Origin of the sequence: Burkholderia diffusa (assembly GCF_902499115.1) — a bacterium.
GTDB classification, from domain to species: domain Bacteria; phylum Pseudomonadota; class Gammaproteobacteria; order Burkholderiales; family Burkholderiaceae; genus Burkholderia; species Burkholderia diffusa.
Map to the genome: position 1 here is coordinate 122426 of NZ_CABVPN010000001.1, position 15724 is coordinate 138149.

Consider the following 15724-nt stretch of genomic DNA (forward strand, 5'->3'; position numbering starts at 1 on the left):
ACCGCCCTCCCCGTCAAGACATCTCGATCCGCGCGCGCGTCACCGCGAGCAGCGACGCCATCGCGCGGCGCGCGCCGTCCTCGTCGCGCACGCGAATCGCGTCGCTGACGGCCACGTGCTCCGCGAGCGACGCGTTGAACACATGCGCCCGGCGCGCGTTCAGATGCAGCTGTGCCTCGAGCGTCCGATCGATCAGCGCACCGAGCGGCACCAGCAGCTCGTTGCCGCCGGCCTCCAGCACGCTCAGGTGAAAGCGCAGGTCCGCGCGCACCCATTCGTCTATGTTGCGGGCGGCGGCCATCGCGCGCACCGCGTCCTCGATCGCGTCAAAGGCGCCCGGCCCGTGTGCACGCGCGGCCAGCGCGGCCGCATGCGGCTCGATCATCTCGCGCATCTCCTGCAGCTTCAGCGCGAACGCGAGCGGCGGCGCGACGCGCGCGTACCAGTCGAGCAAGTCGGCGTCGAGCAGGTTCCATGCGCGGCGCGGCCGCACGCGCGTGCCGACCTTCGGCCGCGATTCGACCAGCCCCTTCGACGTCAGCGTGCGCAGCGCCTCGCGCATCACCGTACGGCTTACACCGAACATCTCCATCAGGTCCGGCTCCCGCGGCAGCAGCGACTCGGGCGGATAGTCGCCGCGCAGGATCGCCGTCGCCAGCCGGAAGGCCGTCTGTCCATGCAGGTCGCGTTGAATGATCGTTCTCCGGTGGCCAGGTGCGCGGGCGGCTGCCCACTATCTGCACAATAGTGCTATTAATACTATTTTTTATCGGGCTACGCTAGGATAACCGTCACGCATTCGACCGGCGCCGCATCCGCATGTCCGCGCCGGTCAACCCTGGAGACTCGCGACATGAAAATCACCCGCCTCGAAACCTTCGTCGTCCCGCCGCGCTGGCTGTTCCTCAAGATCGAAACCGACGAAGGGATTGTCGGCTGGGGCGAACCGGTCGTCGAGGGCCGCGCGCACACGGTCGAAGCCGCCGTGCACGAACTCGCCGACTATCTGGTCGGCAAGGATCCGCTGCTGATCGAGGATCACTGGCAGGTGATGTACCGCGCCGGCTTCTACCGCGGCGGCCCGATCACGATGAGCGCGATCGCGGGTGTCGACCAGGCGTTGTGGGACATCAAGGGCAAGCATCACGGCGTGCCCGTGCACGCGCTGCTCGGCGGCCAGGTGCGCGACCGCATCAAGGTGTATTCGTGGATCGGCGGCGACCGACCGAGCGACGTCGCGAACAACGCGCGCGCGGTGGTCGAGCGCGGCTTCAAGGCCGTGAAGATGAACGGCTCCGAGGAGTTGCAGATTGTCGACACGTACGACAAGGTCGAGCAGGTGATCGCGAACGTCGCGGCGGTGCGCGACGCGGTCGGCCCGCACGTCGGGATCGGCGTCGACTTCCACGGCCGCGTGCACAAGCCGATGGCGAAGGTGCTCGCGAAGGAGCTCGATCCGTACAAGCTGATGTTCATCGAGGAGCCGGTGCTGTCGGAAAACGCCGAGGCGCTGCGCGACATCGTCAACCAGACCAACACGCCGATCGCGCTCGGCGAGCGGCTGTACTCGCGCTGGGATTTCAAGCACATCCTCGCGGGCGGCTACGTCGACATCATCCAGCCCGATGCGTCGCACGCGGGTGGCATCACCGAGTGCCGCAAGATCGCGACGCTCGCGGAAAGCTACGACGTCGCGCTCGCGCTGCACTGCCCGCTCGGCCCGATCGCGCTGGCCGCGTGCCTGCAGCTCGATGCAGTCAGCTACAACGCGTTCATCCAGGAACAGAGCCTCGGCATCCACTACAACCAGGGCAACGACCTGCTCGACTACCTGCGCAACCCCGAGGTATTCCGCTACGAAGACGGCTTCGTCGCGATCCCGCAGGGCCCGGGGCTCGGCATCGACGTCAATGAGGAGAAAGTGCGCGAGATGGCGAAGACGGGACATCGCTGGCGCAACCCGGTGTGGCGTCACGCGGACGGCAGCGTCGCCGAGTGGTGATGAGGGCGTGAGATGAGGTGCGTTGCGCGGCGCGCATGCCGCGCACGGCTTCGAGACGGCCGCCCGACAGGCGGCCGTTTGTGCATCTGACGCACGCGACGCGCGGGCATCCGGCCCGGCACCGCGCCGCCCCGGCCGTCAGCCGAGCGCCGCGAACCCCGGCACGCTGAACGACAGCACGGCGGCCGCGACGAATACGCCGACCATCGTCAGCGCCTCGAGATGCAGGATGTTGCGGAACGTGTGCGCGTCTTCGGTCGACGCGGTACGGCGCAGGCGCGGCAGCGCGGAGAAGCGGTTCAACCCGCCGAGCACGAGCGCGAGCGCGACGAGCAGCAGCTTGAGCAACAGCACGCGCCCCCACGTGCTGCCGTCGAGCGGCGCGAGCGAGCCGCCGAGCCCGCGCAGCGCGTTGAGCACGCCCGTGCCGAGCACGAACACGACCGCGATCGCCGACGTGCGCGACAGTTGCTGGCCGATCCGGATCAGCGCGCCGCGCGCGACCGACGAGCCGAGCACCGGCAGCACCGCGAGCCCGCCCGCGAGCACGAGGCCGCCCCACACCGCGGTGGCGAGCAGGTGCAGCGTCTGCACCCCGACCGCCGCGGACAGCGGGCCGGTATCGGCCGCATGGCCGAGCGACGCCTTGCCGGCCGCGACCACGATCACCGCGAACCACAGCACCGCGTGCGCGACCGGGCCCTCGGGCTTCGCCAGCGCGACGATCGCGAGCACGACGGCGCCGGCGAACGCGACGCTCCACGCGAAGCCCGTGTGCGTCTGCGCGAGCATGACGGGAATCGCGGCGAACGCGCCGCCGAGCCCCGCGCCGCTCATCGACGCGGCTTCGTACACCAGCCAGCCGAGATCGGCGAGCACGAGCGCCAGCGCCGCCGCGACCAGCGAATGTTGCGCGCGCAGCCACGCGGGATGCGACGGCGCGACGACCGGCCGCGCGCCGTCCTTGCCGAGCCACGCCTTGAGCAGCGCCGAGCCGACGGCCATCGCGAAGGTCGCGTCCATCAATGCCGCCAACGCGACCTGCCCGATCCACAAGCTGTCGATCCTCATCGCGCGCGCCCTCCCGGGAACGGCCGGCCTGCGGTGCGGCGGCAAATGGAATGACAGCGGGAAGACGGCAACGGCATGGTAGGGAACGTCATCGATGAATCCGGAAACGGGAGAAATGACTGGGTCTGCGGCGAAGGCGGCGCCGCGCGACCCGCGAGTGTAGGTCTTCGATGGTCAAAGCGCACGCCGGTTCACACAACCCGCGCACAAAGCGCGTCAAATTGTCGCAAGTCGCAATCAGGCAGGAACCGATGTCCTTTTGCCAAATAGCCGTCATTACCCATCGATGATAGAATGCCGCGTCGCAGCAGCCCGGCTGTCCTGCCGTCCATGCGCCGAGCCGATCGTAGCCCGGACAGGTCCCCGACGAATAAACATGGAGTCTCGTGTGTCTTCAAGACGCCTCTTCCGTCCGTTGCTTGCCGTTCTCCTGATCGGTGGCGCGGGCCTTACGAGCGCTGCCCAAGCGCAGACCAAGCCCACGGAGCAAGCGCACGCCCAGCAGGCGCCGCTCAAGGCACCCGATACCATGGCCGAGCGTGTGCGCGGCTGTACCGCATGCCATGGCGTTCACGGCCAGGGTACGGACAACGACTATTTCCCGCGGCTTGCCGGCAAGCCGGCGGAGTACCTGTACAACCAGCTCGTCAACTTCCGTGATGGCCGGCGCAAGTACCCGCCGATGAACTATCTGCTGACGTACCTGAACGACGATTACCTGAAAGAGATCGCCGAGCACTTCTCGGCCGAGCGCCCGCCGTACCCGACGCCGGCCAAGCCGACGCTGCCGGCTGCCACGCTCGCGCGCGGCAAACAGCTCGTCACGCAAGGCGATCCGTCGCGCAAGCTGCCGGCCTGCGTGGCCTGCCACGGCGCGGGCCTGACCGGCATGCAGCCGGCGATCCCGGGCCTCGTCGGCCTGCACGCCGATTACCTGAGCGCACAGCTCGGCGCATGGCGCTCGGGCAACCGCCACGCGAAGGCACCGGATTGCATGCACGAAATCGCGTCGAAGCTGTCGGACGAAGACGTGACGGCCGTGACCGCATGGCTCGCCGCGCAACCGGCGCCCGCCAACCCCGTGCCGGCCCCGGCGCGTTCGATGAAGACTCCGCTCGCCTGCGGCAGCGAACCGCAATAAGGCAAGGGAGACAGACACAATGAAACGCAAGTCCCTGTTTGCACTCTCGGCCGTCGCGATCGTCGCGGCTGCCGCCCTCGTGCCGGTCCTGTGGCCGGGCAACGACACGCTGCACGGCAACGCTGCCGTCGCGGCCACGCCGGCCGACCAGGCCGCGCTGATCAAGAAGGGCGAATACCTCGCGCGCGTCGGCGACTGTATCGCGTGCCACACCGTGCGCGGCGGCAAGTCGTTCGCGGGCGGCCTGCCGATGGCGACGCCGTTCGGCACGATGTACACGCCGAACATCACGCCGGACGACAAGGACGGTATCGGCAAGTGGACGTCGGACGACTTCTACCGCGCGATGCACACCGGCCGTTCGAAGGACGGCAGCCTGCTCTACCCGGGCTTCCCGTTCGCGAGCTACACGAAGGTCACGCGCGCCGACTCGGACGCGATCTACGCGTACCTGCGCTCGGTCCCGCCGGTCTCGGTGCCGAGCCGTCCGCATGAACTGAAGTTCCCGTTCAACAACCGCAACCTGCTGATCGGCTGGCGCACGCTGTTCTTCAAGGAAGGCGAATACAAGCCGGATCCGACCAAGTCGGTCGAATGGAACCGCGGCGCGTACCTCGTCGAAGGCCTCGGCCACTGCTCGATGTGCCACACGTCGATCAACATGATGGGCGGCCCGGTGAGCTCGGCGGCCTTCGCGGGCGGCCTGATCCCGCTGCAGAACTGGTATGCGCCCTCGCTGACGAACGACAAGGAACTCGGCCTCGGCGACTGGCACGTGCAGGAGCTGTCGGACCTGCTGCAGGCCGGCGTGTCGAACAAGGGTGCGGTGTTCGGCCCGATGGCCGACGTCGTTCACAACAGCCTGCAGTACATGAGCGACGAAGATACGCGCGCGATGTCGACGTACCTGAAGTCGATCCCGCAGAAGGCTGAAGCGCCGAAGAACATGCAGTACGAGCCGTCGAAGCAATTCGGCAACGCGCTGTTCGACCAGGGCAAGAAGATCTACGCGGACAACTGCGCGACCTGCCACGCCGAAACCGGCGCGGGCAAGCCGCCGGCGTATCCGCCGCTCGCGGGCAACCATTCGATCGTGATGGAATCGGCAGTCAACCCGATCCGCATGGTGCTGAATGGCGGCTATCCGCCGAGCACGTTCAAGAATCCGCGCCCCTACGGCATGCCGCCGTTCGCGCAGTCGCTGTCGAACCAGGAAGTCGCAGCCGTTGTAACGTATATCCGGATGTCCTGGGGCAACAACGGTACGCCGATCTCGCCGCAACAGGTGAGTGACCTGCGTTCCGCGCCGCTTGACTAAATAACGCGTGACGCAAACGGGGCGCGGCTGCGGGAAACCGCAGCCGCGCCCCTTTGCTTTTTGCGACGCCAGTCCCCGCGCGGGCCGCGCGAGGCGTCGCCGATCATAAAACTCAAGAGTGGTATCTATGTCTTTCGAATCTCTCGGCCTGGCCGAACCGCTCGTCAGGGCAGTCAACGAGCTCGGCTACACGTCGCCGACTCCCATCCAGCAGCAGGCGATCCCGGCCGTCCTCGGCGGCGGCGACCTGCTCGCCGGCGCACAGACCGGCACAGGCAAGACCGCCGGTTTCACGCTGCCGATCCTGCAGCGCCTGCACACCTTCTACGCCGAGCATCGCGGCGCGAAGCGCGCGGTGCGTGCGCTGATCCTCACGCCGACGCGCGAACTCGCCGCCCAGGTCGAGGAAAGCGTGCGCGCGTACAGCAAGTACCTGAAGCTGCGCTCGACCGTGATGTTCGGCGGCGTCAGCATCAATCCTCAGATCGATGCGCTCAAGCGCGGCGTCGACATCGTCGTCGCGACGCCGGGCCGTCTGCTCGACCACATGCAGCAGAAGACGATCGACCTGTCGGATCTCGACATCCTCGTGCTCGACGAAGCCGACCGGATGCTCGACATGGGCTTCATCCACGACATCAAGCGCGTGCTCGCGAAGCTGCCGCCGCAACGCCAGAACCTGCTGTTCTCGGCCACCTTCTCCGACGAGATCAAGTCGCTCGCCGACAGCCTGCTCGATTCGCCGGCACTGATCGAGGTCGCGCGCCGCAATACCACCGCCGAAAGCATCGCGCAGAAGATCCACCCGGTCGACCGCGATCGCAAGCGCGAGTTGCTCACGCACCTGATCCGCGAACACAACTGGTTCCAGGTGCTCGTGTTCACGCGCACCAAGCATGGTGCGAACCGGCTCGCGGAACAGCTGACGAAGGACGGCATCAGCGCGATGGCGATCCACGGCAACAAGAGCCAGTCGGCCCGCACGCGCGCGCTTGCGGAATTCAAGAACAGCACGCTGCAGGTGCTGGTCGCGACCGACATCGCCGCACGCGGGATCGACATCGACCAGCTGCCGCACGTCGTCAACTTCGACCTGCCGAACGTGCCGGAAGATTACGTGCACCGGATCGGCCGCACGGGCCGCGCGGGCGCGACGGGCGAAGCCGTGTCGCTCGTATGCGTCGACGAGAAGCAGCTGCTGCGCGACATCGAGCGGCTGATCAAGCGCGAGATTCCGCAGGAGGTGATCGCGGGCTTCGAACCCGATCCGAACGTGAAGCCGGAGCCGATCCAGCAACGCCGCGGACAGCAGCAGCCGCGCGGCGGTGGTGGTGGCGGCAATCGCCAGCCGCGTGCAGGCGGCTCCGGCCAGCCGGCCGCGAAGCGCGAAGGCAATGCGCAGCCGAAGGCTGCGAAGGCGGCCAAGCCGCGCACGGCCGGCAGCGCGAGCGGCAACGCCGGCGCCGGCGGTCGCCCGTCAGGCGGCAACGGCGCGCGTCCAGCGACCGGCAATGCCGCGCACGCGAACCGCAACCGTTCGTCGCGCAGCGGCCAGCGCGGTCACTGAAGCCGCGCGGCCGCGCGCCGCAGGTGCTCGACCTGGCGCTGCCAGCGCGCGAACACCTCGGCGCGCGCCTCCCCTTCCAGCGCGAACGTGATACCCGTCGCGAGACGGGCATAGCCAACCCGCTGCGCATCGCCATGCGCGATCGTCGCGGCGAACCCGGCCAGTCCGCCGAAGTCTCCTTCGAGCGGCTCGATCCTCAGTTGTGCCTGAAAGAATGCGCCGTCCGCGACGAGCGTCAACGCGGCCGCGCGCCGTTGCGCCAGCGCGCGCGCCGCGCGCGATTGCGGCCATAGCGCAAGCAGCAGCGTGCGTGCGTCGCGTGCATGAATCTCGCCGACGCTGAGCAGCGTCGTGCGCAACTGGCCATCGTCGGTCGCGACGATCAGCGATGCGGCGAAGTCGGCATGGCGTTCGAGCGCGGTGCCGTCGAACAGCGCAACGACGGCCGGCGGCCACGCGTCGAACGTCCATTGTTCGAGCGCGTGGCGATGGGTATCGGTCATGATGGCGGCCCCGGTGAGAAGCAGACGATGATGCCGAAGCATACGCGCGCCGCCGGACCGCGCGGCGACATTCAGCGCATGAACACGTGCCGCGTGATCTTCGTCAGCGGATAGTGGACACTCGGCTGGATCTTCGCGGGCAGGTCGAGCGGCTTGAGCAGCATCTTCACGCACATGTCGGCCGACAGGTTGCGACGCACGAGCGAGCTGATGCGCGCAGCGCGCTCGCGGTTGTATTGATTGTCGCCGACACGATCCGGGTAGCGGATCGCGAATACGTGGCGCAGCGCGATCTCGGAATCCTCGTTCTTGATTTCCATCACACGGCGCATCAGTGCGCCGAGCACCGCGAGCCGACCGTTGCCTTCGAGCTTGTTGTACTTCTTGAAGAACTTGAAGAAGTGCTTGTAGTGACGCACTTCGTCCGTGCGGATGTTGTCGGTGATTTCCTTCAGCACCGGCTCGTCCGAGCATTCGTTGATCGCGCGATAGAGCGTGGCCGTGCCCGTCTCGACAACGCAGCGCGCGACCATCTCGAGCGCACGGGTCTTCTCGAACGCGTCGACCGAGCAGGTCTTCGAATACTCGGCGAAGAAATTCGCGAAAGCGGTATCCCAGTCGAACTCGGGCCACACGTGCGCAATGTACGCCTTCAGCGCGCGCCCGTGCTGCAGTTCCTCGTGCTCCCACGCATTGTTGAGCCACGCGGACACTTCCGGATCGTCGTTGAAGAACTCGCTCAGGTTGCTCGTGTAGAGATCCGAGCCGCTTTCGATGAACGACGACGCGCACAGCAACAGCAGCAGATCCTCATTCGCGGCGGCGCGCTGACGATCGATCCGGTTCAGGTCGATGTCCTCGATACGCCACGGCATGACATGCGTCGTTTCAGTAGGCATGGTGGTGCGCTCCCAGTCGTCGCGCGGCCGGCCGGCCCGATCTTCGGCACAGGCCCGGCGCGCCCGCAGGCGACGTTTTGCTTGCATTTTTAGTGAGTTGGTCCGGCCGAACCATCCTGGCATCTTAGCCGGACTTTTATGTTCGTGCTTCAAAGCACTGACCATAGCCGACGGGCGCAGTTCCGCCGCGCATGCTGCGGTTCGTTAGATGAGTTGTTCGAACCGGGTGCGCGCGTTCGATGAGATGCGCTGCGTCAAGCAAAACGGGCGGCCATCCGGCCGCCCGTCGAGCGCAAGACCGGAAGCGTTCCGTCAGAAACCGGCCGCGAGACCGTCGCGGCGGCTGTCGCTCGCGGCCACGTAGCCGCGCTCGGGATCGTCGCGATCGAGCCGCCACACGAACTGCCCCGAGCCGAAATCCATGTAAGGATCGTCGATCGATTTGATTGTATGACCGCGCGCGGCGAGCGCATCGACCGTCTCACGATTCATCGTCGACTCGACGTCGAGCGTGAAGTCGCGATTGACCTTCCAGCGCGGCGCGTCGCAGGCGGCCTGCGGCTGCTGCCCGTAGCCGAGCATCCGCACGACGGTCTGCAGGTGGCCCTGCGGCTGCATGTCGCCGCCCATTACGCCGAAACTCATCGCCGCCTCGGTGCGGCCATCGACTTCCTCGGTGACGAACGCCGGGATGATCGTATGAAACGGCCGCTTGCCGCCCGCGACCACGTTCGGCGACGCCGGGTCCATCGAGAAGCCGTGCCCGCGGTTCTGCAACGCAATGCCGGTACCCGGCACGACGAGCCCCGAACCGAAACCCATGTAGTTCGACTGAATGAAGCTCACCATCATCCCGCGCTCGTCCGCCGCGGACAGATAGATCGTGCCGCCCGAATGCGGCCGGCCGGCAGCGAAGTGCGTCGCGCGCGCGCGATCGATCAGCTTCGCGCGTTCCGCGAGATAGGCGTCGTCGAGCATCTGCGCGGGCGTCACGTCCATCGCGCGCGGATCGGCGACGTAGCGATAGACGTCCGCGAACGCGAGCTTCATCGCCTCGATCTGCAGGTGCTGCGAGTCGGCCGAATCGACCGGCCATTCGGCCACGCCCGCATGTTCGGCGATCCCGAGCGCGATCAGCGCCGCGATGCCCTGCCCGTTCGGCGGAATCTCGTGAATCGTGTGGCGGCCGAAGCGCTTGCCGATCGGTTCGACCCATTCCGGCCGGTACGCACGCAGGTCGGCTTCGGTCAGCGCGCCGCCGCCTTCGCGCGCGAATGCCGCGATCTGCCCGGCGAGCGCGCCCTCGTAGAACGCGCGCGGACCGTCCTTCGCGAGGGTGCGCAGCGTCCGCGCGTGGCCCGGCAGGCACATGCGCTCGCCGACGAGCGGCGCGCGCCCACGCGGCATGAAGGTATCGGCGAAGCCCGGCAGCGCGTGCAGCTCGGGCACCGCGGCCGCCCACTTGTGCGCGACGATCGGCGACACCGAATAGCCGCGCTCGGCGATCTCGATCGCCGGCTCGAGCAGGTCCGCGAACGGCAGCGAACCGAACTTCGCGTGCAGCGCTTCCCAGCCCGCGATCACGCCCGGCACGGTGACGGTGTCCCAGCCGCGCGTCGGCTTGTTCGCGATGCCGCGTGCGTCCTCGCCGTGGCGCTGGCGGAAGTATTCGGGGTTCCACGCGGCCGGCGCGACGCCCGACGCATTCAACCCCGACAGCCGCGCGCCGTCCCACACGAGCGCGAACGCATCGCCTCCGAGCCCGCACGACACGGGCTCGACCACCGTGATCGCGGCCGCCGCGGCCAGCGCCGCATCCACGGCATTGCCGCCCTTCCACAGCATCCGCAGACCGGCCTGCGCCGCGAGCGGGTGCGACGTCGACACGACGTTGCGCGCGAACACCGGAATGCGGGTCGTCGGATACGGGTTGTGCCAGTTGAAGCCAGTCATCGGTTGCACCTCGTCGAAAGCTGAATGAACGCGCCGGACGCACGACCGGTGCGCGCGGACAGTCCGCCATTGCAGCGCGATCCGCGCGATCGCACAAATTCATTTGTCACATGAATACATGTGCTTTACGCATGAATTCCGCACAGTGATATGCCGGAGGCCGGTCGAACGCGCTTCCCGCCCTTACAATACCCGCTCCGCCTCACGATGACCGCCGAGCCATGACCCGAGATCCCCGCCTCACCCTCAACGCGCGCCAGCAGGAACTGCTCGAATGGGTGCAGCGTGACGGCTTCGTGACCGTCGACGATCTCGCCGCGCACTTCGCGGTCACGCCGCAGACGATCCGCCGCGACGTGAACTGGCTCGCCGACCTGAACCTGCTGCGCCGCTACCACGGCGGCGCGAGCCTGCCGACCAGCTCGGAGAACGTGTCGTACACCGCGCGCCAGCGGATGTTCCACGACGAGAAGCGGCGCATCGCGGCGCTCGCCGCGTCGCACATACCCGACCAGGCATCGCTGTTCATCAACCTCGGCACCACGACCGAGGAAGTTGCGCGCGCGCTGAACCGCCACCATGGGCTGCACGTGATCACGAACAACCTGAACGTTGCGTCGATGATGAGCGGCTACCCCGACTGCGAGGTGCTGATCACGGGCGGCATCGTGCGGCCGTGGGACAAGGGGATCGTCGGCGAACTCGCGATCGACTTCATCCGCCAGTTCAAGGTCGACTACGCGATCATCGGCACGTCGGCGATCGAGGCCGACGGCACGCTGCGCGACTTCGACACGCGCGAGGTGCGCGTGGCCGAGGCGATCATGCAGCATGCGCGCACGGTCTACCTCGTGGCCGACCATTCGAAGGTCGGCCGGCCCGCGCTGGTGCGCCAGGGCCATCTGAGCCAGGTGCACGCGCTCTTCACCGACAAGCCGCTGCCCCCCGAGATGGCCGATACGGTGGCGGCCGCCGGCACCCAGGTCTACGTCGCGGAATGACCGCACCGATGCTGCACCGCACCCGAAACTTCAAGTGAAATCAAGAAGTTGGCGTCGCAAGCAAACCGCTTGCGCGCGGCCCGGCTGTCAAAGGGAAAATTAACGGGGCACGATTTGTCGTTGCCCGCGCGCTCGACTAGACTCCAGTTCCCCGGCCCGTTCGACCGTTCCGCCTGTGCCAGGGCGCGGACGAATGGCATGGCCGGCGAATACAGCTTTCCCCCCAAGCCATATCCCGATGGGTATCGCGCGTCGGTTTTTACGCCGGCCGCGCGGGCTGACTGGTCGCCATGGAGAGAACGATGCTGAGTCCGCATGAATTCGCCACGCTATTGCTTGTGAAAGACGCCCCCGATCAAACCAACATGGATCGGGACGAGATCGACGCACTGCTCGAACAGCAGCTCGTTCGCCTGGAAGCACTCGGATCGGGGCGCAAATACTGCGTGACCGAAACCGGCGACGCCGCGCTGCGATCCATCAAATACCGATATTCGTAAAACCACACCGTTCCTGACCTGACCGCGCGGCCCGGATTCCGGGCCGCGCGGCCGTTCCCGCACCCGCCGCCAGCCCGCCGCGGCCTGCTTCAGCCGCCGCGCAACGTCGGATCGACCGCCGCCCGCCAGCTGATGGCCTGCGCACGCGCGCCGTTGAAATACGCGATCCAGCCGGCACGCGCCGCCGCATCAGGCGCCGCATAGCGCGTCGAAAGTTCGTTTACGAACGCACAATAGTTCGCTTCGGTCAGCCCGCGATACCGTTTCGCCACATACGCGTCGTACAGCGTCGCGTAGACCGGCTGCGCGTCCGCGCCCCAGTCGCGCGCCGTGCCGCCGCACGACGTCTGCAGGTCGACGAACGACGGCGTGCGCCAGTTGCCGACGAGCGGCGGCATGCCGGCGCCGCACCCCGCCAGAAGCACGGCGCACACGCCGGCCCACATCCCAATACGCATGATTCACCTCGCGAAACGGTCGATTCCGCCAGTATCGTCCGGGATCGTGTCGCGCGCTACTGGCCCCGCTTTTTCGAACTTTACTTTTTCGATTTCGTTCGTTAAATTTCGAATTCGAACATTTTCTGTTCATCCATTTCCCTCAGACGATAAGGACAGCAGGTGACCCAACCGAATCGCTACGATCTGCTCGTCGTCGGCGGCGGCATCAACGGCGCTGGCATCGCGCGCGATGCGGCCGGCCGCGGCCTGTCGGTCATGCTCTGCGAGCAGGACGATCTCGCGTCGCACACGTCGTCGTCCAGCACGAAGCTGATTCACGGCGGCCTGCGCTACCTCGAATACAACGAGTTCGGGCTCGTGCGCAAGGCGCTGCAGGAGCGCGAGACGCTGCTGCGCGCGGCGCCGCACATCATGTGGCCGCTGCGCTTCGTGATGCCGCACATGCCGAACCTGCGTCCGGCCTGGCTGATCCGCATCGGCCTGTTCCTTTACGATCACCTCGCGAAACGCGAACTGCTGCCCGGCTCGCGCGGCATCGACATGCGCCGCCATGCGGCCGGCGCACCGCTGATCGATTCGATCAAGCGCGGCTTCGTCTATTCGGACGGCTGGGTCGACGACGCGCGCCTCGTCGTGCTGAACGCGATGGATGCGAAGGAGCGCGGCGCCGAGATCCTGACGCGCACGAAGCTGGTGTCCGCCGAACGCCGCGGCGACGAATGGGAAGCGCGGCTGCAGCACGCCGACGGGTCGATCCGCGTCGTGCATGCGCGCGCGATCGCGAACGCGGCCGGCCCGTGGGTCGGCGAAGTGCTGCACGGCGCGCTCGGCCGCGGCGCGCAGCACAGCGTGCGGCTTGTGAAGGGCAGCCACATCATCACGCGCCGCCTGTTCGATCACGACCACGCGTACATCTTCCAGAACCCGGACAAGCGGATCATCTTCGCGATTCCGTACGAACACGATTTCACGCTGATCGGCACGACCGACGTCGAATACACGAACGATCCTGCGAAGGTCGCGATCGATCGCGACGAAACGCAGTACCTGTGCGATTCGATCAACCGCTACTTCAAGCGCAAGATCTCGCCGGCCGACGTGCACTGGACCTACTCGGGCGTGCGCCCGCTGCTGGAAGACGAGAACGCCGCGAACGCATCGGCCGTCACGCGCGACTACCGTCTCGAGCTGGACGACGGCGCGGGCGCCCCGCTGCTGTCCGTGTTCGGCGGCAAGATCACGACGTTCCGCAAGCTCGCGGAAGAAGCCGGCGACATGCTGTGCCGCGCGCTCGGCCGCGACGCGAAGACCTGGACGGCCGGCGTCGCGCTGCCGGGCGGCGACATCGCCGATGCGAAGTTCGACGCGTTCGCCGCGCAGTTCGCGAAGCGCCATCCGTGGCTGCCCGCCGCACTCGCACGCCGCTACGCGCGCGCGTACGGCACGCGCGCGGAACGCGTGGTCGACGGCGCGACGTCGCTCGCCGACCTCGGCGCCGAGATCGCGCCGGGCATCCACGATGCCGAACTGCGCTACCTGCGCGACGCCGAATGGGCGACCTGCGCGCAGGACGTGCTGTGGCGCCGCTCCAAGCTCGGCCTGCACGTCGCGCCGGGCACGCTCGACGCAGTGACGGCCGCGGTCGACGCGTGGTTCGCCGCCGTACATGCGCCGCACGCATGATTCGTTTGCAGTTGCATTTGCCTGACCGATGTTGATTCACCGACGCGCCGCGTAACATGCGGCGCGCATCACAACTACGCCAATCCACGGATGGAGATGAGAGACATGCAGGATCAGTACATCCTCGCGCTTGACCAGGGCACGACGAGCTCCCGCGCGATGCTGTTCGATCGCCAGGGCAACATCGTATCGATCGCCCAGAAGGAATTCGAACAGATCTACCCGCAACCCGGCTGGGTCGAGCACGACCCGCAGGAAATCTGGTCGACGCAAGCGGGCGTCGCCGCCGAAGCGGTCACGCGCACGGGCCTGAACGGCACGTCGATCGCCGCGATCGGGATCACCAACCAGCGCGAGACGACGATCGTCTGGGATCGCGAGACGGGCCAGCCCGTCTACAACGCGATCGTGTGGCAGGACCGCCGCACCGCCGACTTCTGCGATTCGCTGAAGAAGCAGGGCCTCGAAGCCAAGGTACGCGCGAAGACCGGCCTGCCCATCGACTCGTACTTCTCCGCGACCAAGATCCGCTGGATCCTCGACAACGTGCCGGGTGCGCGCGACAAGGCGCGCCAGGGCAAGCTCGCGTTCGGCACCGTCGACAGCTGGCTCGTGTGGAACTTCACGAAGCACGAACTGCACGTGACCGACGTGACCAACGCATCGCGCACGATGCTGTTCAACATCCACACGCGCGAGTGGGACAGCGAGCTGCTGGAACTGCTCGACATCCCGCGCAGCATGCTGCCGGAAGTGAAGGCGTCGTCGGAAATCTACGGCCATACGAAAACCACGGTGTTCGCGTCTAAGATCCCGCTCGCGGGCATCGCCGGCGACCAGCACGCGGCGCTGTTCGGCCAGATGTGCACGACGTCGGGCATGGTGAAGAACACCTACGGCACCGGCTGCTTCCTGATGATGAACACCGGCGACAAGCCGATCGAGTCGAAGAACAACCTCGTCACGACGATCGCCTGGCAGATCGGCGACGACGTGCAGTACGCGCTCGAAGGCAGCATCTTCATCGCGGGCGCGGTCGTGCAGTGGCTGCGCGACGGCGTCGGCATCATCAAGTCGGCCGCCGAGATCGAAGCGCTCGCCGCGAGCGTGCCGCATACCGACGGCGTCTATCTCGTGCCGGCGTTCGCGGGCCTCGGCGCGCCGCACTGGAACGCACGGGCACGCGGTTCGGTATTCGGCGTCACGCGCGGCACGACGTCCGCGCACCTCGCGCGCGCGGCGCTCGACGCGATCGCTTACCAGTCGCTCGACGTGCTGGCCGCGATGGAAGCCGACTCCGGCATCAGCATCGGCGAGCTGCGCGTCGACGGCGGCGCGAGCGCGAACAATCTGCTGATGCAGTTCCAGGCCGACCTGCTCGGCGTCGACGCGGTGCGACCGCAGATCACCGAGACGACCGCGCTCGGCGCGGCCTATCTCGCGGGCCTCGCGATCGGCTACTGGAAGAACCTCGACGAAGTGCGCAGCCAGTGGCAGCTCGATCGCCGCTTCTCCCCGTCGATGCCGAAGGATCAGGTCGAGCGCTGCATGGCCGGCTGGCAACGCGCGGTGCGCGCCGCCAAGGCGTGGGCCGACGACACGCAGTAACCCGCGGCAACCAGAAG

The 15724-nt window shown here is 67.2% G+C and carries 14 protein-coding genes; 8 read left to right on the forward strand and 6 right to left on the reverse strand.

Going from position 1 to position 15724, the window contains the following annotated elements; translation table 11 throughout:
• Window positions 1–13: 13 nt before the first annotated feature.
• Window positions 14–697 (reverse strand): FadR/GntR family transcriptional regulator, encoded by a 684-nt coding sequence (locus BTE28158_RS00585; RefSeq protein WP_059607581.1) that lies wholly within the window; start codon window positions 695–697, stop codon window positions 14–16.
• Between the two features lie 156 nt (window positions 698–853).
• Here BTE28158_RS00585 and dgoD point away from each other — a divergent pair, with 156 nt between their 5' ends.
• Window positions 854–2002, forward strand: coding sequence for a galactonate dehydratase (dgoD, locus tag BTE28158_RS00590; protein ID WP_040144789.1), 1149 nt, complete (start codon window positions 854–856; stop codon window positions 2000–2002).
• A gap of 138 nt (window positions 2003–2140) precedes the next feature.
• Here dgoD and BTE28158_RS00595 read toward each other — a convergent pair whose 3' ends face one another.
• Complete coding sequence (locus BTE28158_RS00595; protein WP_059607583.1) at window positions 2141–3073, reverse strand: CopD family protein; 933 nt, start codon at window positions 3071–3073, stop codon at window positions 2141–2143.
• Window positions 3074–3449: 376 nt separating this feature from the next.
• On the opposite strand from BTE28158_RS00595, the gene BTE28158_RS00600 reads away from it, so the two are divergent.
• The 3 genes from BTE28158_RS00600 (at window position 3450) to BTE28158_RS00610 (ending at window position 7099) form a co-directional block, all read left to right on the forward strand.
• Window positions 3450–4214, forward strand: a complete 765-nt coding sequence (locus BTE28158_RS00600; RefSeq protein WP_059528087.1) for a c-type cytochrome — start codon at window positions 3450–3452, stop codon at window positions 4212–4214.
• A 19-nt stretch (window positions 4215–4233) separates the two neighbouring features.
• Window positions 4234–5532 carry a c-type cytochrome gene (locus BTE28158_RS00605; RefSeq protein ID WP_059528091.1) on the forward strand — a complete coding sequence of 433 codons (1299 nt, stop codon included), beginning with the start codon at window positions 4234–4236 and terminating at the stop codon, window positions 5530–5532.
• A gap of 127 nt (window positions 5533–5659) precedes the next feature.
• Window positions 5660–7099: a DEAD/DEAH box helicase gene (locus BTE28158_RS00610; RefSeq protein WP_124621363.1), complete on the forward strand. Its 1440-nt coding sequence runs from the start codon at window positions 5660–5662 to the stop codon at window positions 7097–7099.
• Here the strand turns inward: BTE28158_RS00610 and BTE28158_RS00615 are convergent.
• From BTE28158_RS00615 to BTE28158_RS00625, 3 genes are all read right to left on the reverse strand, one after another.
• Window positions 7093–7602 carry a hypothetical protein gene (locus BTE28158_RS00615; RefSeq protein WP_151048835.1) on the reverse strand — a complete coding sequence of 170 codons (510 nt, stop codon included), beginning with the start codon at window positions 7600–7602 and terminating at the stop codon, window positions 7093–7095. The two genes, BTE28158_RS00610 and BTE28158_RS00615, sit on opposite strands and share 7 nt — an antisense overlap.
• Before the next feature lie 71 nt (window positions 7603–7673).
• Window positions 7674–8501, reverse strand: coding sequence for a ferritin-like domain-containing protein (locus tag BTE28158_RS00620; RefSeq protein WP_059684382.1), 828 nt, complete (start codon window positions 8499–8501; stop codon window positions 7674–7676).
• Between the two features lie 312 nt (window positions 8502–8813).
• Window positions 8814–10454, reverse strand: a complete 1641-nt coding sequence (locus BTE28158_RS00625; protein ID WP_151048836.1) for a gamma-glutamyltransferase family protein — start codon at window positions 10452–10454, stop codon at window positions 8814–8816.
• Between the two features lie 221 nt (window positions 10455–10675).
• On the opposite strand from BTE28158_RS00625, the gene BTE28158_RS00630 reads away from it, so the two are divergent.
• Together BTE28158_RS00630 and BTE28158_RS00635 are read left to right on the forward strand one after the other, a co-directional pair.
• Entirely contained in the window at window positions 10676–11455 is a 780-nt protein-coding gene (locus BTE28158_RS00630) for a DeoR/GlpR family DNA-binding transcription regulator (protein WP_040141834.1), read from the forward strand.
• Between the two features lie 302 nt (window positions 11456–11757).
• A complete protein-coding gene (locus BTE28158_RS00635; RefSeq protein ID WP_059607743.1) occupies window positions 11758–11955 on the forward strand; it encodes a hypothetical protein in 198 nt (65 codons plus the stop codon).
• An 89-nt stretch (window positions 11956–12044) separates the two neighbouring features.
• Here the strand turns inward: BTE28158_RS00635 and BTE28158_RS00640 are convergent, their stop codons facing one another.
• Window positions 12045–12413, reverse strand: coding sequence for a hypothetical protein (locus tag BTE28158_RS00640; protein WP_151048837.1), 369 nt, complete (start codon window positions 12411–12413; stop codon window positions 12045–12047).
• Between the two features lie 162 nt (window positions 12414–12575).
• Here BTE28158_RS00640 and glpD point away from each other — a divergent pair, with 162 nt between their 5' ends.
• Both glpD and glpK read left to right on the forward strand, forming a co-directional pair.
• On the forward strand, window positions 12576–14099 hold the full coding sequence (gene glpD, locus BTE28158_RS00645; RefSeq protein ID WP_151048838.1) for a glycerol-3-phosphate dehydrogenase: 1524 nt from the start codon (window positions 12576–12578) through the stop codon (window positions 14097–14099).
• A 105-nt stretch (window positions 14100–14204) separates the two neighbouring features.
• Complete coding sequence (glpK, locus tag BTE28158_RS00650) at window positions 14205–15707, forward strand: glycerol kinase GlpK (RefSeq protein ID WP_151048839.1); 1503 nt, start codon at window positions 14205–14207, stop codon at window positions 15705–15707.
• Window positions 15708–15724 lie beyond the last annotated feature (17 nt).